Origin of the sequence: Paenibacillus solani (assembly GCF_050475945.1) — a bacterium.
In the GTDB taxonomy this organism is placed as follows: Bacteria; Bacillota; Bacilli; order Paenibacillales; family Paenibacillaceae; genus Paenibacillus_AQ; species Paenibacillus_AQ solani_A.
This window is the reverse complement of sequence record NZ_JBCMXJ010000010.1, coordinates 249,739-268,362: the sequence shown is the minus strand read 5'-3', so window position 1 is coordinate 268,362 and position 18,624 is coordinate 249,739. Positions and strand designations below refer to the sequence as shown.

The following is an 18,624-nucleotide window of genomic DNA, read 5'->3' as shown; positions in this document are numbered from 1 at the left end:
CATTCCATCATATAATTGCAAATTGATAGGATATTTATCTAATCGGTAATCAGACTATGTTCTTGTCCTTTACGGGAATCAGAATAAGTTCTTGTCATTGATTGTGTACATCGTGCGCACTGCTTCCTGTGCACATGATGCGTGGTTCGGGGCATGCTTGGATGGCTGTCGACCATATGCACTTGGGACAAGAACTTGTACCGATAAAAAAAGCCGCTTCTATAGCGACTTTCAATGAGAACATATTCTTGTCCCTCGATATTTAATGGGGCCACGTTCTTTTCCTCGACAATTCACTTTGCGTGATGCCAGACCGAGTTATATTGACCCGGCTACTCGACATCTGTCGCCGATTGTTTATATTAGAAAGTTACAAATCTCAAGAGTATAAAAAAGGGCCCCGATAGCATAAGCCTGGGGTCCTTCCTCCATATTTACCTTCATAGTAATTGGAGAGGAGTGATGCTTATTGGGAAGAAACACCACTTAATAATTTGTGTAACCATTATTATGAAGAATAATTAAGGTTAAAGGAACCCCCACAGATATTTCGTATATGACAGTTAGATGGTTCCTGTCTTTCATTCTATTCATCATCACTCAGTGCCCAAAAACAATATCCTTGCTCACTTTATTAAGGATTGATTAAAGAGCCTGTAAAAGTTATTCCTCCTATTGCCGTACCGGTTCCCACTATCATTAGAGCAGTTAATGAATACGTGACATTGCCAGTCCCTGGTGTTGTGTCTACGTGGTTAACGTTTGTTGTCGCAAATGCATTATTGGCTGCAGCATGGGCATTCGTACTGAAGATAACAGTTGCTCCGCGAAGAATCTGTAACTGAATTGATGAGGTTCCTGCAGTCGACTCCCAACCAACTATACCTGTTAACCATACCCTGCTTCCTGCAGGGATCGCGGTAACGGTAATCGTCTTAAGTGTAGTCGGTGCTGCAGTTAGTAAAATTGCAGAGCTTCCAGAGGTGTTAGGGGTATTCTCAGATACTTGAAATTGCTGGAATACACCTGTTGCTCCCGTTACCCCGGTGGCTCCTGTGGTTCCTGTGGTTCCTGTTACTCCTGTTACTCCTGTTGCACCTGTCGCTCCCGTTACACCTGTCGCTCCCGTTACTCCTGTCGCTCCCGTGGCACCTGTTGCTCCCGTGGCACCTGTTGCTCCTGTTACACCTGTCGCTCCCGTTACACCTGTCGCTCCCGTTACACCTGTCGCTCCTGTTGCACCTGTTGCACCTGTTGCACCTGTTGCACCTGTCACTCCCGTTGCCCCTGTGGCTCCCGTTGCCCCTGTGGCTCCTGTTACTCCTGTTGCACCTGTCGCTCCCGTTACACCTGTTGCTCCCGTTGCCCCTGTGGCTCCTGTTACTCCTGTTACTCCTGTTGCACCTGTCGCTCCCGTTACCCCTGTGGCTCCCGTTGCCCCTGTGGCTCCTGTTACTCCTGTGACTCCTGTTACTCCTGTTACTCCTGTTGCACCTGTCGCTCCCGTTACACCTGTCGCTCCCGTGGCACCTGTTGCTCCCGTTGCCCCTGTTGCTCCGGTTGCCCCTGTGACTCCTGTTGCACCTGTGGCTCCTGTTACTCCTGTTACTCCTGTTGCCCCTGTCGCTCCCGTTACACCTGTTGCTCCGGTTGCACCTGTGGCTCCGGTTTCTCCGGTTTCTCCTCTTTCCCCAGTCGCTCCCGTGGCACCTGTCACTCCCGTGGCACCTGTTACTCCTGTTGCCCCTGTGGCACCTGTCACTCCCGTGGCACCTGTTGCTCCGGTTGTTCCTGTGGCTCCCGTGACTCCGGTTTCTCCTCTTTCCCCAGTCGCTCCCGTTACACCTGTGGCTCCCGTTGCCCCTGTGGCTCCGGTTGCCCCTGTCGCTCCCGTGGCACCTGTGACTCCGGTTTCTCCTCTTTCCCCAGTCGCTCCCGTTACACCTGTGGCTCCAGTTGCCCCTGTGGCTCCGGTTGCTCCCGTGGTCCCTGTGGCTCCCGTTGCTCCGGTGGCTCCCGTGGCTCCTGTGACTCCTGTTGCACCTGTGACTCCTGTTGCCCCTGTGGCTCCGGTTTCTCCGGTTTCTCCTCTTTCCCCAGTCGCTCCCGTGGCACCTGTTGCTCCTGTTGCCCCTGTTACTCCTGTGGCTCCGGTTGCACCTGTGACTCCTGTTGCACCTGTTGCTCCTGCGGCACCTGTTGCACCTGTCCCTCCCGTTACACCTGTCACACCTGTGGCTCCTGTGGCTCCCGTTGCACCTGTGGCTCCAGTTGCACCTGTTGCGCCGGTTGTTCCTGTGGTGCCGGTTGTTCCTGTTGCTCCCTTGGCTCCTCTTTCCCCGACCGCTCCCGTTACTCCTGTGACTCCGGTTGCTCCTCTTTCCCCGACCGCTCCCGTTACTCCTGTGACTCCGGTTGCTCCTCTTTCCCCGGTCGCTCCTGTTGCACCTGTGACTCCGGTTGCTCCTCTTTCCCCAGTCGCTCCCGTTGCACCTGTTGCTCCGGTTGCTCCTCTTTCCCCAGTCGCTCCCGTTGCTCCTTCTGCTGCAAGTAACGTATAGTCTGGGGACATTCCGGGTAAACCTTCGGGATTAGTAACATTTGTCAAATACGTACTTCCGTTATTAGTAACCACTTGTCCTTGGGGATACAAATAACTCATATTAGGATCAAAAGGGACTACGCCGCTAAGTCCAATACCTGTTGCCCCTTTAGCTCCTTGTGCCCCAATAGAACCTATAGAACCTTGTTGTCCGCCCATACCTGTAGGCCCCGTAGCCCCAGTGGCTCCAGTAACACCTTTTGGCCCCAAAATGTATTTTTTATTGCGAACTAGATTGCATCGTTTTCTCTTTTGAGATAAACGCCTTTTTCTTATCGCATGTGCTTTATTTCTTCTAGAAATTGCATCTCTCCGATTTTGATACAATGCACACTTCAGTTTCCGAATCAACCTACGGCTAAGTTTAATCTCTTTCTGAATCCGCCTTAAGTTCGGCCGTGTGCGAATTGTTTTGATTTTTTTCAGACTTTTCCCCCCTCACGTTTATACATCTTATTTGTAATATATATGAGGTGATTCATCGACAATTGATCAATTCCAAAATTGTACAACCTCATTATGCATTAAAAGACAGTATAAACTTCTCCCAGTATGACAAAAAATGAGCTGCCTGGAAGCGGCTCATTTTTCTTGACACTGACTTATTCTAAACAGCAAGACAAGGCATGCTTTACTCGATCCTAATACACGAATCAGTACGGAAAGCTTTTCTTTAAGATATTCTTGCGGAAGTGATGTCATCAATTTTAATCCAACACTACTCCCCCTTCAGCCATGGACAATTTGATCTCTCGTCTGAATGTGTGAATTAGCACAACAATACCTGCTAACTCCTTATCCACGTATTCATCAAATAATCTTACTGTAACTGCACGGTGTACATGAAAGGACTCGGCCAGTGCTTGTTCGATTAATTCCATTTCTTGCGAATCAAGCGTTGGACGGTCTTTTCTCCCCTCTTCCAACTGCCGGCGAATTATTGTTTCCTTATGCCCTGGAACATCATGCGGCTGGACTCCCATAGTCTGTTTCCCTCGAGCTTTTTACGTGTTGTTGTCATTTATAATGACATCCTATCTTAGCCGATCGATCGAGTGCTTGACCCGCTGCCGTCACTGAGACCGACCGAATCACAATTGAATTTCCATATTTGTTTTTTAGACTAAGGTTAGCAAGTTGGCATTAATTCAAGGGTATGACTCTGATCTTCTATCTCAGACAGAATACGCAAATCAAATGGGCGTTATGGCTCAATCAGACGCTTCTCTCATGGATACCGCTGCTTTGTTTAAGCTTCCGGACTTCTCCATGTTGTATTCCTGGCAGAGAAAGATGGAGACAGGCGGTTTAGAAGCCCTTGAGCCAAAAAAGAAGGGGCGTCCATCCATGAAGAAAAATTCCAATTCGTCTACCAAACGATCCGTAGTTGAAGGGTCTGTCGAAGCACTCGAAGAACGTATCAAACAGCTTGAAATGGAAAATGAGTATCTAAAAAAATTGAATGCCTTAGTTCGAAACAAGGAAAAATCACCAAACAAGACAAAGAACAAGCCGTCTGGCAACTAAGGCATAAATATCCGGTGAAGGCACTCGTACAGCTGGCTGGTATCCCGCGCAGCACCTATTACAACCTTATAAAGCATGAACCAACTAGATCCGAATGCCGAGTTGGGTGCTGAAATCCAGTCCATTTACGTGAAACATGATGGACGTTACGGATATCGCCGCATTCGTGATGAACTGGCAGTGCGTGGGTGGAATGTTAACCACAAAAAGGTTCAGAGGCTCATGAAGAAGATGGGCCTTAAATGCCTGATTCGCATGAAAAAGTATAAGTCATATAAAGGGACCGGCGGCAAGATTACACCGAATCATCTGGACCGCCAGTTCTCGGCTGTGGCGCCAAATGAGAAATGGGTGACGGACATTACGGAGTTTAAGTTATTTGGAGAAAAGCTGTATCTATCGCCCATTTTGGACTTATTCAACGGGGAAATTATCACCTATACCATGGGTTCACGACCAACCTATTCTCTGGTATCCGAGATGCTGGATGCAGGACTGAAGCGTCTGCCGGAAGAACACCATCTTCTCCTTCATTCAGATCAAGGATGGCATTACCAAATGAAGCCGTATCGCCATGCGCTTAAGTCGAGAGGCATTCTCCAAAGCATGTCACGAAAAGGGAATTGTTACGACAATGCCGTCATAGAGAATTTCTTCGGCATTCTCAAGTCGGAGTTTCTGTACTACAAAGAGTTTGAAAGTGTGAAACATTTTAAGGAAGAACAGAAAAAATATATTGAATACTACAATACCAAACGGTTAAAGGCAAAATTAAAAATGAGTCCGGTACAGTACCGAACTCATTTTGAGAAAGCTGCCTAATGAAATAACCGTGTCTAACTTTTGGGGGTCACTTCAAATCAGCGGCTTCTAATGTTACTATGTTTTTGTCACCTGACAAAAATTCCTGCAAGCAACAAATCACCGTATTCTGACTGCATGCGGTGATTTGTTTTTCATCATTTTATGGTGTCCATTGATCGTGAGCTATTCCTACCAGTGCGTGATCCTGACCAATCTTCTCGAACACTAGACGAAGACTTCGCCAGTCCATTCCCTCAACAGCCCGGTCGATAGGCATTTCAATAAGTTCGCCACTACCAGGGAACGTCCTCCATACATATGAAGTCGTATCCTCCATCAAGCCTGCAACCTCATCCTTGGAAAAGTGTACGTCCTTCTTCAGGTCTACATATGCATAAGGGGAGAAACGCAGACCCTTGTCCCTGCTAACCCAGTTTATTTGTGCCAATACCTCATCTATTCCTAGTCGTTAGTTTATACTCCCTTTATGTTAAATCTAAAGGGTTCTTTTTTGTCAATCTATACTATATAAAGAATGTGTATATAGGGCAGAAGTCGTTGCTTCTGCCCTTTGATGCTTGCACCTGCCACCTATATATTTTACTTCAACTCCGTCACGTTGCCGTCAATGCTGATGCTTTTGATGTCCACATCCCCCAGAAAAACGAGATTATTCTTGCTGTCCAGATTATACAGCCACTGGAATCCACTCTTTGTGGTACTTGTCGAGCTGGCATTAAGCATCAGTTCTGATCCGTCCGTGGTAATAACCTTAACCTCCGGCGTATACTCTGGCAGATTATCCAGTTCACCGTCAGTACGCTTGCCTTCGATAGCTATACCGATGGAGGAAACACTAATAGTGCTGAGAGACAATACCTCCTCACCCTCATCGATTGTCAGATTCAGACTCTGCTCTCTCTGCTTCCCGGGAGAAATGGTGAACTGTACATCCCAAGGGCCTTCAACGGCTTGGGTGTTGTCCAATGACGTGATCCGATCGGCTGTGATTCGTGCTTTTAGCCCATCGAGTTCATTCATCGCATCAATCTCAAATACGCCGACAAGCTTTTTATTATCTTCAAAAAGCTGCTGCCCTACCATATAATTCACATTTTGTTCCGTTTTCAGTTCAAGAAGAGGTATGGATGCACCCACGGGGAATGGCGTGCTATCCTCTTTTGTGAAGCTGACCACCAAATAACCGCTGTTGCCAACATAAACCCCTTCTTCCACATTCATAGTTACCCCGGACACGGTATCTGTTCCTTGTATGGGTGATCGTTCGTCTTCCGCAATGGACGCCGATTGACCGAAGAACTGCTTCAAGCTATCCATGTATTGGCTCGCAAAAGCTGTCGTGCTAAGTATCATAATCATCGCGGCAGCGATAACGATACTGGCTTTATATTTTTTCACTTTCCTGTTTTTAAACATCATCGTTTCCTCCTCTTGAATACGGTTCATCGCTCGATTCTTAATGCGTTCCATACTGATTTGCTGTGTCAACTCGCGTTCCTCTTCCTCTGTAATGAGGAGATTCTCCAGCTCCTGATTGTCGATATTGGCCATGATATCTACAATTCGCCGCTTCACTTGCAACCATCTCCTTTCGTATCGATTCGAAGCTTCACTCCTATAGACACGGTACTTATAGAAATCCTACAGATTCTCCGTTTCATAATGAATGCGCAGTTTGTCTTTTGCCCGCCGAATCCGGGCAGTAACGGCTTTCTCCTGCATATTCAGCCTGCTTGCAATATCTCGGACTTTCTCCAAATAGAAATATCTGCGGATGAAGATTTCACGGTCCGGTTCCCCCATATCCTGGACCATGCCGCTAATCGCTTCCTTCTCCTGCCGCAGAATAGCCAATGCCTCTGCAGAAGGACAAGAAACTGCATCAGTTTCCAATTCCGATTCAATGACCCGCTGTCTTTTTCGCAAAACATTCAAAGTATGATTACGCGCGGCTATGGCCAGATAAGGCTTGAGGCTATCTCCTCGCAGCATGATTTTGGGCCCGTCTGTCCACAGCTTAACCAGCACATCCCCGGTGATTTCCTCCACATCGTAGGAATTAATCCGTCCACCAGCCACCTTAGCGATCACCGCGGCGATGTAGCGTGAATAGCGGTCAACCAATATTTCAAAACATTGCGGATCTTTCCGAGAAAGTCCGTCCAACAATGTCCGATCCTCCATGGATCCTCCCCCCTTTATAACCATCTCTTTTGGTTGATCCAAGCCATAAATCCGGTGCTACTATATAAGACACCTTTATTTCCGCAAACCCTACATGGAGTCCAATAAAAAATTAAAAAAACCGTTATCGGGATTCGATAACGGCTTAGCTGGAACGATGACTACCTGATTTGCTTATTTTTTATGTGAGCTTACTTCTTGCTCCCGCTCAGCGGACTCGTAGATGGCAGCAAGAATGCTTATCATGTCTACGTCGTGCACCCTCGGGACAGCGATCCAGCCTACGAAGAATACTACTGTAAAGAAGATCGCTTTTTTCCTATTAATAAAGCTAATGATACATCTGCTCCTGCACCTGTCCCAAAGAAACTGGTTATAACGGCCAGAAGAACTACAACAAGCACGTAAGACATGCCGTAAGTGCTGCCCTGCAAGTGCTTCAACACTTCCCGATATCACTCTTCACGATATATCACACGGCTTGCAGCAGTGACTATGATTGAATAAGCCAATCTGTCTCTAACGCATTCCAGTTTGGCGTAGGCACATCCGACCTTGCCCTCCATTCAGCAAAGTCCTTATTCAAGGCTGTCAGCTCAACTGCTGTCCCATCAATCAACCCGCTAACCGGAAGCATGAAGAAAATCTTCAACGCCCAGCGGATTAAGTTTGGATAGCCGGTAATCCAAGACGCCTGCTTCGCAGGGGTTAACGGGTACCCCAATGATTCAAGTACACTGAAGCCCTCTCCCATCGCCGCCACGAATGCAAATGACTCGTCCGTCGGTACGTGTACCTGCGGTAGCTTGGAATCCAAAAGCGACCTGTTTAGGCGACTGTCCATGTTTACTCAAATGGTCCTGCATGGCGTAGGTATTCATATGTCCCGGGACCTGCTGATTCGTGCGTTCACGTATCTGAAAGAGCATGCAGAAATCTATGGCGTTTTGAATACCAATAAAGGTATTCCGACGTTCAGACACCGTATGACACAGATGATTGAAGCGAATATCACCTTGGTGGTGAACCAAATGAAGCTAGAAACCGGTATCCACAGGGATGTATTGGCGCAATTCTTATCCGTTTCCATTACGGGGTTGATTGAGTGGTGGGTCGTCCAATCTATGCCATATACGCCAGAAGAGATGGTTGAACAGTTGGCTAGAATTTTGGAAGGAAGGCTGCAGCTATGGTAAACGAATTAAATTTGAAGTGTGATACCTTCATAAAAGTTTTGATAATAAATTTATATATTACATTTCACACGGGTTTACAGCCACATTTTAGGCAATGGGACCAAGTTCTTGTCCTGAGCCAAGGTCAAGAACTGGTCCTGGACTTCTGCTATATGAACACGTGATGCCAGAAAAACATCACCTGACAATTCATAAATCTTCAAACCAAAAACAGAATATTATGGATGCATCATCCTGATGAATACAATATTTCCGCTTCACTCTCAACATTACAATAATTCGATATACCCTTCTGTTCCATGCACGCGAATTCGTTGCCCATCATTTATCAATTTGGTCGCGTTCTCCACTCCGACAATCGCAGGCAGGCCATATTCACGGGCGATAACTGCTCCATGAGTCATCAGGCCGCCAACTTCGGTGATCAGGCCTTTGATGGATACAAACAATGGTGTCCAGCTAGGGTCGGTAAACTTCGTGACTAATATATCCCCCTCTTCAAGATTAGCAGCTTCCATATCTAAAATGACACGCGCTCGCCCCTCGATCACTCCGGAAGAAACAGCCAGACCCACAATAGCTCCCGCTGGGAGATTTTCTCGTTTATACTTGCCCGCAATGATTTCTCCATCAGAAGTGATCACACGCGGTGGGGTTAGTTTTTCATATAATTTATACTCGTCCTTCCGTTTGCTGATAATCTGGTAATCTAATTTATTTGTGCGAACAACTTCTTGAAGTTCTTCAAAAGCAAGATAGTAAATATCTTCTGTTTCATAAAAAACGCCCGCTTGTACGAGTCGTTCCGCTTCCTTAAGTAAAGCCTGTTTATAAATGAAGTAGCGACTAACAATGTCGTATTTCGGATATTCACGATAACCGCTGAAATTCCGGATCAGGTCAATCATTTGTTTTGTCTCTTCGGCTTTTTGTTCACCATCTGGTAATTGTTTCAATCGGGCCAATAAATCCTCTTCTTTCTCCAAAGCTTCCTGTCGCCCCTGCTCAAATTTTCTCTTGCTGGCGCCAGGCTCAAGGTTTTTGATGTTACTGAGGATCATAGGCACCAGTATACTTGGTTTTTCACTCCAGCGTGTTCTTGTAATATCGATCTCCCCGGCACATCGCATTCCATATTTGTCGAGAAAAGCAGCAATAGCATCACGTACCTGCTGCCCACCTTCGAATTGAACCAATTCATCTAAAAAGTTATCATCCTTTACCTGTTCTAGAAACTCAATTATTTCCGGATAGGGACGAATCACATCTGCAACATCCAGTAGCTCCATTCCCATTTCAGAAGTGACGTTGTTAGGTACAGATAGGGAAAGTGTGTCTGCTACGTTTTTTTCACCTAACCAGTCATCCATTTTTTCATTGATCCATGCAGAAGCATGCATAGCGGCCATAATCACATTCAAATTATTCAGATCTGACGCACGCTGCCTCCGTTGCTGCATATCTTCCAGGATACAATCAAATACATACAATCCTGATTTCGTTTGGAGGTTCTGTTTTAACGCTGATAACGATGTCTCACTGCTCTTAATCAAATTAGCAACAATTGCCGGATCGCTTCCTGCTTCTGCCAGAATATCCGTAGCTGACATACCTATATGGCTTTTGACGGGACCCGGTTCGCTCTGGTCATTCGGGTCTAACTTTATAAAATCTCCCCGCTCTATGATGGTAATAAGCGCGTCTTTTATGAGCGGATCGGAGTGTCCTAAAACACCCAATAAATTTTGCCTGCCAGTTGTCGAAGCCAAACCCTTCGTGATATCCACAAACAGCCTTCCGCCAGCCGTTTTAAACATGGGGCTGGCACCTGTTAACACCCAAACGGATATCCCAAGCGGTTTAAAAGGATCCGTCATCATTTGCTGATGGCCGACAGACACATACACGTGATTCTCCTGGTCATTCGCTTCAGGAATGGGATATAAAGTGGTGATCGGCCGGCTCTGGACAATATAAAGGGTGTCATCAGTCAAGCACCATTCGATGTCTTGGGGTTGGCCGAAATGAGCTTCGATCTGTCTTCCTATGCGTGCCAGTTGTAAAATTTGCTCATCCGTAAGGGCTTGAGTCTTTTGCTGATCAGGATTGAGCTGCCGGGTCTCTGTCCCACCTTCTTTCCGTCCATAGATCGCGATTTTTTTGGTTGCAATCCTCTTGTCGACGATTTGCTCATCCCGCACTTTATAAACATCGGCAGAAACCAAGCCGGAGACCAGCGCTTCTCCGAGTCCAAAACTGGCATCGATTGAAAGCAGCTTTCGGTTTCCGGTAATTGGATCAGCGGTAAATAAAATCCCTGAAGCCTGTGGGAAGACCATCCTTTGAACGATAACGGATAAGTATACTTGACGGTGATCAAATCCATTTTGCATGCGGTAGATGATCGCGCGATCCGTAAATAGGGAAGCCCAGCATTTGCTGATATGCTGCAAGATGGCATCGATGCCGATGATGTTTAAATAGGTGTCTTGTTGACCGGCAAAAGAGGCATGCGGCAAATCCTCAGCAGTCGCGCTGGAACGCACAGCATACGCATGTTCCTCGCCAAACCGGGAGAGATAGCGAGTAACAGCTTTTACTACATCGGAAGGAATTTCCACTTCCAAAATGATCTGCCGGATCTTCCTACTGATTTCCCCAATTTGGTCTCGATCATCTACTTTTAGCATGGTTAGGCGATCCAATAAAGCATGATACGCTTCGTTTTGTTCGATGGCTTTTTGATACGCCACGGTTGTAACGCAAAATCCCTCGGGTACTTGTATTCCTTCAATTTTTGATAATTTCCCCAAATTCAACCCTTTTCCGCCAACGAGTAAAAGCTGCGTTTTTTCCATTTCCTGAAAGCCGAGAACGAAAGTACTCATTCAATATCTCTCCTAACCATTAAATTGATATAAAAACATTTGACAAGAGTTTACCAGTGCGGTAATTGTCCAATTGATGCTGTAACGTTGGAGGGATTATCACGACGATTGTATGGGATGATGGAGCAGTTAAAGTGTCGTTATAAGCGATGGTTTTTTAGATCTACTGGGACCGCGGATAGATGGTGACGGTCTATTTATCATCTTCAGATCGGTGTCGAAGTATTATGAGTTTCGGATTGGCATTATTGACGACGGTGCTGTCCAAAATAACCATGATCATGGCGCCCAAAATTTGCAGAATCATGAGAGCAGCTTATGTCTGCCGATGTCATCCCCCATCCATTAATAGGGTGCTTTCTCGTACAAATTCGCAGGCAATGCCTGCACGAACGGCGACCAATCGCCCGTAGTGTAAAGATGAAGTCGGTGCATGGCCCGCGTACAAGCGGTATAAAGAAGCTTGAGTTCGTTGTCCCGGCCGTAAGCTTCGGACGAAGCATCATAGACCAAGACTGCATCGAACTCGACACCCTTGGCGAGATACACGGGAATGATCATCACTCCTTTTTCAAAGCCCGGCGTCTCCTTCGTAATGAGCTGCAGAGCTTCACCTCCATGAATCCGTAACGATTCATGGGCCTCCCGGCTTTCGGCTGCGGTCTTCGTAATGACGGCAATGGAATCGAAGCCCTCGGCCGTTAGCGCCGCGATGTCTGCCAGAATTTGTGCATCACGCTTCTCACCGCCGTCCAGTCTCGCCAGAAGGGGCTTTGGGCCACCCCTTTCAAACGGTGCAATGTCTTCCCCGCCCGGAAGCATCGATTTCGTAAATTCAACGATCTCCTTGGTTGAACGATAACTTCGTACAAGGCGGACAAGGCGTGTTTCGGTTTCACCGAAAAGGCGGACCAATGGCGAATCGGCTGCGTCCAAACTTGTAGACTGCATATAAATCGCTTGCCCGAAATCGCCGAGCACCGTCATTCGGGCACGGGGAAACAGCTTTTTTAGATATTCATATTGAAACGCCGAATAATCCTGTCCCTCGTCAACGAAGACATGCCGGATTTCCGAGTTTGTCCGGACGCCTTCAATCAGTTCTCTTAAATACAAATACGGAGTCGCATCCTCGTGGAGCAACTCGCTTCGCAGCAGCGCTTCCTTGGTTTGCCCGCATATTTCAGACCACAGCGGAGGGACGTCGGTCCCATTTGTTTTCTCCCGATAAGGGGCTTCGCCCTCAAATAGTTGCCCATATAAACTCTTGATATCGACGAACGAGAATTTCTTCGCGTTTTTCCTAAGCGCTTTAAAGCCTTCTTTCACGATCCTTCGGCGAAGCAGCTCTTCCTCCTTAAGGCCGAAGTCAAAGTCGCCTTCATCTCCCCGGCGTTCGTTCTCACGAGTGGCGTATTTTTCTGCAATTTCGAATACTTCCCTCTCTTTATGCAGCATCTCGAAGGCCTCCACGTACTGCTCGGTGTCAAGATAATTCAACTCTTCCTGTACCCAAGGAGCTTCTCGTTCCGCGCGTTCCAGCGAAGCAAGTTCATTCAGCAGCCATTCCTGCAAAAGTAGGACACGATTGAACAACGGCAGGGAGTGGTCATAGCCATAAAACTCCGCCTTCATTCGCTCCGCGGTAATCAAATCGCGGTCCCGAAACCGAATACCGTTGAACCGCATGCCTTCCCGTCCCAACCACACTGCATAGTTTTGCAGGGCTTGCATGAAAGCCTCGGATGCTTTATACCCGATCCCCTGAAGGCGAGCCTCGTACCCCGGCGCTCCTTGCGAGGTCAGCACATATTCGATCTGGTCAAAAGGATCCTCCGGCCGCAGCGAGGAGCCGAGCCAATAATCGAGATATTCCTGAAATGTCGTCTGCTGCATATTCTCTTCGCCGAGCTCCGGAAGGACGGTGGAGATATAACCGGCAAATATCGGATTCGGCGAGAAAAGAACGATCTGATCAGCCTTGATCGTCTGGCGGTGTTTGTACAGCAAGTACGCCACTCGCTGCAACGCCGCGGAAGTCTTTCCGCTACCGGCTGCCCCCTGCACGATAAGCATCCGGCTGCTGTCGTCGCGGATGATGGCGTTTTGTTCCTTCTGGATGGTTGCCACGATGCTCTTCATTTGCGAATCTGCGCCTTTGCCGAGCACCTGCTGCAGCAATTCGTCTCCGATCGTTTCACTCGCGTCAAACATGTTGCGGATTTGCCCGTTTTGAATCTGAAACTGCCGCTTGAGCTCCATCACCCCTTCGAATCGTCCGGACAGCGTGACATAAGACGCCGGGCCGGGGGGGTAGTCATAGTACAGGCTCGCGATTGGCGTGCGCCAGTCATAAATCAGAAAGCTCAATCCGTCTTCGTCGACGAAGGAAGAGACGCCGATATAAATCTCCTCGCTGAAGTCCAGACCATCCTCCTTAAAGTCGAAGCGTCCGAAATAAGGAGACGGGAGCAGACGGTTCATGCTTTTCCATTGCTCCGTCAGCAGCTTGTGTCGGCGCTCCCGTTCGGCCAATAATGCGGACTGCTGGTTAATTGTGTAGTAAGTCTCTTCGAAATCTCCGCCCGTACTTGTGTTAATCGTAAGATCTTCCCAAAACCGCTTGCGAATGTCTGAAGCCTGATTACGCACCCCCTCAACATCCGGCTCCAGTTCGGCGATTCTCGCCTGCAGCTTGTTCCGGACCTCTTCCAGCCGCTCCTGTTCCTCCTGCCAATCCTTCGCCTCCATTTCCCCCTCAACACACTCCTTTTTCCGTTTTTTTTGGAGTAAAAAAGATCATTGACAAATCAAAATTCCAGATGTACAATTAAAGTAGGGATAAAATATAATGTTATACATATTTTGATTGTCGATGACGCTAATGATCTTATCATAGCGTTAATTCGTATTCAATTGTTTTTTTTGTTGTTACTCTTCAGCAGCATTGAACACTGGCCCATATTGTGGACAGTTTCAACAAAACACCGCTAAGTTAAGCTGCCAGGAGATGCCCCTTTAATTCATCAGGGTCATCTTTTTTTTATGTCCACTGGCTCTGAATTGTAAGGGGTTATGTGGAAGCGGCATTTCAGACCTTACCGCAACGGACACCTCCGGAACCTTCCATGCCTTCATTTGCTTTTCGATATATGTATGGATGCCCTTCAATGATTCCACAGTCATTAATACCTCTCCCATATAATCCCCTTTCCTTTACCTATACAAATATATGGTACATAACACATGGGTTGATATCCTGTGTATATCATTCGATACTCCGATGCAAGATTCCTTACTATTCCGCACGTCACTCTCAAGTGCCTTAATCTTGTTCCCACTTAAGCAACATTCCTTATTGGACTAGCCCGGCAAGAAATACTTTTTCCATAATCCAGTTACTAAAGGAAAGCTCTCTTAGGGCGTCTGCCGCTGTCGATGTAATATATCATCATGTTAAGCAATTCAAATCTAAATAAAGCAGGACGAATGAATGTACTCAGATATTTTCATGAAAAGTGATTTAAAAGTATTGTTGTTTACTTTAATTTATCTATTGAAATACTTAGAGCACGAGTTTTCCACTATGCGTTTTCCAACTGTCATTATTATTAGGCGGTTCATATAATTAATCGCTCCGTTATGTTTTTGGTCAGGTTGTAATTTCATATATCGTGATATTCAGAAAGTTCGTAGCTACTCCATCTCGAAATGTATTCGAGGAACAATTGAAGCATCTTGCCCGTTAGCTTAATTAAGCATTGCTTTTAAAAATAGAATAGAAAAATATATCACTCCACCAACACCTAAAATCATTGATATCCCAAGCAATATGCACACTATTTTCACATCAGCATCACTAAGACCGTTACCTACTGGACCAACTTTTGGTTCAAAAAAAATGATTTAGTTTCCATATACCATAGAGAATGAGAAATATGGATGCGAACAATCCAACAAAATTTTTCTGTTTAATGTTACTCAGGCCCCCCATCCGTACTGACATCAAAGTAACACGGTCATTAAGTTAATAAACAGATAAACCACATATTGGAACTGAAGTACCCGTTAGTTTAATGAATTTGCATGGAAATCCAGTTAGATACTTATTGTCCTCAACTCGGGACAAGACCTTGTACCGATAAAATAAAAAAGCCGCTATAATAGCGACTCTCAATGAGACTATGTTCTTGTCCCTCGACAATTCCCAACGATTATATGTTAGCGTTGTATGCTGGAGAGAATTTTCAAAGTGAACAACTCCTTTTATTCAGCAAATTTGTAATGTTTGTTTCTTTCATTTTTCCTTATGTCCAGCTGATCGACTCCATCGCCGCTATATAAATAGCTTTAAAGCCTTCGCAGATCACCGCTTGTTAGAGCCTATATCATAAATGACAAGAACTTGAAATCTATTCCCCACCATCCCTCGAATCCGGGACTTAGTAAATCTCATCGGCACTGACGTATACAAGTGTAGAAGCTTGAATTAAAGTCTCGTTTGTAAAATTAGGATCTTCCCCGTACTGCTTCAAAACCTCCTGGATTATTAAAAGGGAGAATATAAAATAAATGATAAATAGAATAAATGCTGTCGTCCAAATCAAAAACCGCTTCGATGTAATATAGGCTGCCGGATTATCAACTCGGCAGCCTTTTGTGCTATGCTGCCCGTTAGCTTAAAAAGGCAACCGATCCTCTGACCAGCTGCCTCCACTTCTTTATTCAACTATCGTTTTCGTTAGCTTAACGGGCTACCGATCATCCCTACTCCTTTCTCCGCAATTTATCCGTTGTTCAAATTCTATTATTTTATCTTCACAGCGTTTTGGCAGCATGATGATTAGTTATTATTCTGTCTTTCTTTAGCCACTCTCGGTAATTGTTTCTCAAAAATGGATAAAACATTTGAAATCAAATGTTCGCTCGGACTTTTGTTGTCTTTTAAAAGTGCATATATAAGGTTCAAGAAAGTCTTTGCATCTTTCTCTGTTAAACTTTTGATTGATTCCATGGTGCTATCATTTGGAAAATTTTCTTCCTTCGTCTCCATATTAACTCCTCCATCTTTAAATATCATGTATTCTTCTGTTACAAAATATTAATGCGTTGTTTTCAAGCTACCTCCCTAATGAGTTAGAGTCTTTTTGAATTATTAAATCTATGTATCCCATATCCTGTGAAGTCGGAAATATTGCTTCCTTAAGTGGATATAAATTTGATGTGAATCTTAATTCAATTCCTTTTAGGAGTAATCTCTCCAACAAATTCTTATATTTTTTAACTGATTTGGTTTCACAAAACAATATCACTCTCTACTGTAACTATGGTATTGGCAATTGAATTATTAAAGAAGAGTTGTAAATATCGGTCTGTTGTCGCCTCATCTTTCCTGCACACAATTCGGGGGCAATCCCTAGAGAAATAGTACGTAAACTCGTGTCTTCATCAAGTGCGCAAACTACCGCAGGAAAATCCGGACGATTTTGCTTTTCTTTTGGTTATCCTGTCCGTTAGCTTAATGAATTTGCATGGAAACCGAGTTAGATACTTATCTAATCGGCAATCGGCTCATATTCTTGTCCTTTACGGTAATCGGTACAAGTTCTTGTCCCGAGTCGAGGACAAGAACTTGTACCGATATAAAACAAAAAAGCCGCTAAAGTTCCTGCCGCTTGAACAAGCTCTGTACAGCGGGCGGGCATAAAATACACGCCAAATACTCCGCTTTGCTCGATCAAAGAATAAGTACAGGTTTCCTTGCAAAGCAAAATCCCATAAATGCTGGGCGATGATCCAATAACGAATGCCAACCTAAAGCCATATCGTCCTGCTTGCCATTGTGACGTGCGGTGACGTACACAATCATTCCGGGATAAGAATACCACAATGGTTCGGCGGTAGATAATCTCATCTTTCAAACTATATAGTTTAGGCTATATCTTTATTGTAATGGTGGGTCAATATGAAGGTCTTCGTCAGGGGCAGTTACCTCCCAACGAGTAAACGTAGCCTCAAAGCCCTCGCGCTGGGGCGAGCAGGCAAAAGGACCGGCCTGGTTATTCGAAGGGTATGGGAATCTTGCGACCCGAATGGTCCGCCAAGCATGCTTATCGCTCCTTGCCCGAATAACCACAGCATCCTTAATGATCGATGCCCGCAAGGTAACTTCATCCCCCGCCCATTCCGGTACAGCCGCAAGCGACCAATCCGAATATCCGTCTGTAACCACAACGGCAAGTTGAGGAATCCCATCATTCATTTCAATGCCAGCTTTAATCCATTGTTCCTGACCATGATATAATAGCAGCCCCGCTTGATCGTATAACTCGACAAAGGAATTGAGCCGGAAAGAGACCTCAACTCCCGTGTTGCAATCCCATTTTGCCAACAATGCCGGTCCATCTTCAAATTCAAAACCATATAAAGTCTTTTTCCAGAAGTCTCTACCTTTTTCCGGCACAATCTTCAGTATTCCTTCTTCTATGCTAGAAGACTGAGGAGAGTTGAGCCATTCACCTGCATTCCAATCCATTTGGGTCCTATTTTGCCGGGACATCAATTAAACCTCCTAAGAATTAAATTCATTCACTACATCAGCCTATTTGGACACTTCCGTTATTTCAGCTTGACGTGTATCAAAACATCGTTATGCTACTTATATCATCGTTTATTAAGAGAAAGCAACCTCGTATCTCAAGTTGAGTTTTTGACTCATCGGATATTGATCAAAATGTGTTAAATGACCAGGGTTGTATTCCGAGTGTCCTTGTTCCTTAATCCAGGTAATCCAGGTAATAGATATTGTTATACGACTGGTCGATTTTCTGCCTTCTGCGATGGGATGTGGGGCATAAGTTAACGCAGGAACGGATATCGTAACCATCCCTTCTGATGCGTCCTCAATCCGTTGCACCACAGAAGATTCCGCCCGAGCACCCGAGCACTTCAGGCCTGGAGCTTAGAACCTCGGTGCATGCCTCCAACCCCCAATCTACATCCCTATAACCTGAGTGAATCAGGGGATTCTCCTTCTGGGAAATGGAATGCTACGGATAAGCATATTCCGTTTTAACCCCTTGATATAAAAAGCGAGCCTCGGATCATTTCCAGGGCTCGCTTTTGCTCAATTAAATAGCTTTCGGATTGTGAACCACAGGGTTCTCATCCGCCTGAATCCGCTGCGGCGCTATTTGGATCTTGATTATCTTGGCATCCACATAAGCATAATCATTTGTTTCTTTGATGTCATTTTTCTCAATTTGGGAAATACCTCTTTGCGCACTGATGGCGTTATACCGTATTTTAGCATACCTACAGATAATATTACTCCATCCTGTTCTATCCCGATTAACCAAGCAATTTCCCATTTGGAATAACCAAGTATGACACACTGCTCTCG

General features: G+C 45.6%; 14 protein-coding genes and 2 pseudogenes. 2 read left to right on the top strand and 14 right to left on the bottom strand.

The features are described 5' to 3' along the window. Positions 1-634 precede the first annotated feature (634 nt). Positions 635-2,761, bottom strand: a complete 2,127-nt coding sequence (locus ABEQ74_RS12320) for an exosporium glycoprotein BclB-related protein (protein ID WP_430122470.1) — start codon at positions 2,759-2,761, stop codon at positions 635-637. Positions 2,762-3,309: 548 nt separating this feature from the next. Beyond that, positions 3,310-3,585, bottom strand: a complete 276-nt coding sequence (locus ABEQ74_RS12315; protein ID WP_430122469.1) for a YolD-like family protein — start codon at positions 3,583-3,585, stop codon at positions 3,310-3,312. Between the two features lie 163 nt (positions 3,586-3,748). On the opposite strand from ABEQ74_RS12315, the pseudogene ABEQ74_RS12310 reads away from it, so the two are divergent. Further along, positions 3,749-4,951: pseudogene (locus tag ABEQ74_RS12310) on the top strand (IS3 family transposase). 142 nt (positions 4,952-5,093) lie between these two features. Here the strand turns inward: ABEQ74_RS12310 and ABEQ74_RS12305 are convergent. The 4 genes from ABEQ74_RS12305 to ABEQ74_RS12290 form a co-directional block, all read right to left on the bottom strand. Continuing rightward, entirely contained in the window at positions 5,094-5,381 is a 288-nt protein-coding gene (locus ABEQ74_RS12305; RefSeq protein ID WP_430122468.1) for a hypothetical protein, read from the bottom strand. Positions 5,382-5,533: 152 nt separating this feature from the next. After that, positions 5,534-6,529 carry a hypothetical protein gene (locus ABEQ74_RS12300; RefSeq protein ID WP_430122467.1) on the bottom strand — a complete coding sequence of 332 codons (996 nt, stop codon included), beginning with the start codon at positions 6,527-6,529 and terminating at the stop codon, positions 5,534-5,536. A gap of 66 nt (positions 6,530-6,595) precedes the next feature. Continuing rightward, complete coding sequence (locus tag ABEQ74_RS12295; RefSeq protein WP_430122466.1) at positions 6,596-7,138, bottom strand: RNA polymerase sigma factor; 543 nt, start codon at positions 7,136-7,138, stop codon at positions 6,596-6,598. A gap of 493 nt (positions 7,139-7,631) precedes the next feature. Beyond that, positions 7,632-7,955, bottom strand: a complete 324-nt coding sequence (locus ABEQ74_RS12290; protein ID WP_430122465.1) for a hypothetical protein — start codon at positions 7,953-7,955, stop codon at positions 7,632-7,634. Positions 7,956-8,022: 67 nt separating this feature from the next. Here ABEQ74_RS12290 and ABEQ74_RS12285 point away from each other — a divergent pair. Continuing rightward, a pseudogene (locus ABEQ74_RS12285) lies at positions 8,023-8,334 on the top strand (TetR-like C-terminal domain-containing protein); the annotation flags it as partial. A 269-nt stretch (positions 8,335-8,603) separates the two neighbouring features. Here ABEQ74_RS12285 and ppsA read toward each other — a convergent pair. The 8 genes from ppsA to ABEQ74_RS12245 form a co-directional block, all read right to left on the bottom strand. Beyond that, positions 8,604-11,222, bottom strand: a complete 2,619-nt coding sequence (ppsA, locus tag ABEQ74_RS12280) for a phosphoenolpyruvate synthase (RefSeq protein ID WP_430122464.1) — start codon at positions 11,220-11,222, stop codon at positions 8,604-8,606. A gap of 345 nt (positions 11,223-11,567) precedes the next feature. Beyond that, a complete protein-coding gene (helD, locus tag ABEQ74_RS12275; protein ID WP_430122463.1) occupies positions 11,568-13,973 on the bottom strand; it encodes an RNA polymerase recycling motor HelD in 2,406 nt (801 codons plus the stop codon). 267 nt (positions 13,974-14,240) lie between these two features. After that, positions 14,241-14,408, bottom strand: a complete 168-nt coding sequence (locus tag ABEQ74_RS12270) for a hypothetical protein (protein ID WP_430122462.1) — start codon at positions 14,406-14,408, stop codon at positions 14,241-14,243. 1,657 nt (positions 14,409-16,065) lie between these two features. Then, positions 16,066-16,275: a hypothetical protein gene (locus tag ABEQ74_RS12265; RefSeq protein WP_430122461.1), complete on the bottom strand. Its 210-nt coding sequence runs from the start codon at positions 16,273-16,275 to the stop codon at positions 16,066-16,068. Positions 16,276-16,517: 242 nt separating this feature from the next. Beyond that, a complete protein-coding gene (locus ABEQ74_RS12260; RefSeq protein ID WP_430122460.1) occupies positions 16,518-16,622 on the bottom strand; it encodes a hypothetical protein in 105 nt (34 codons plus the stop codon). 155 nt (positions 16,623-16,777) lie between these two features. Further along, complete coding sequence (locus ABEQ74_RS12255) at positions 16,778-16,936, bottom strand: hypothetical protein (protein WP_430122459.1); 159 nt, start codon at positions 16,934-16,936, stop codon at positions 16,778-16,780. Between the two features lie 230 nt (positions 16,937-17,166). Continuing rightward, positions 17,167-17,781 (bottom strand): DUF1349 domain-containing protein, encoded by a 615-nt coding sequence (locus tag ABEQ74_RS12250; protein ID WP_430122458.1) that lies wholly within the window; start codon positions 17,779-17,781, stop codon positions 17,167-17,169. Between the two features lie 571 nt (positions 17,782-18,352). Beyond that, positions 18,353-18,580: a hypothetical protein gene (locus tag ABEQ74_RS12245; RefSeq protein WP_430122457.1), complete on the bottom strand. Its 228-nt coding sequence runs from the start codon at positions 18,578-18,580 to the stop codon at positions 18,353-18,355. Positions 18,581-18,624 lie beyond the last annotated feature (44 nt).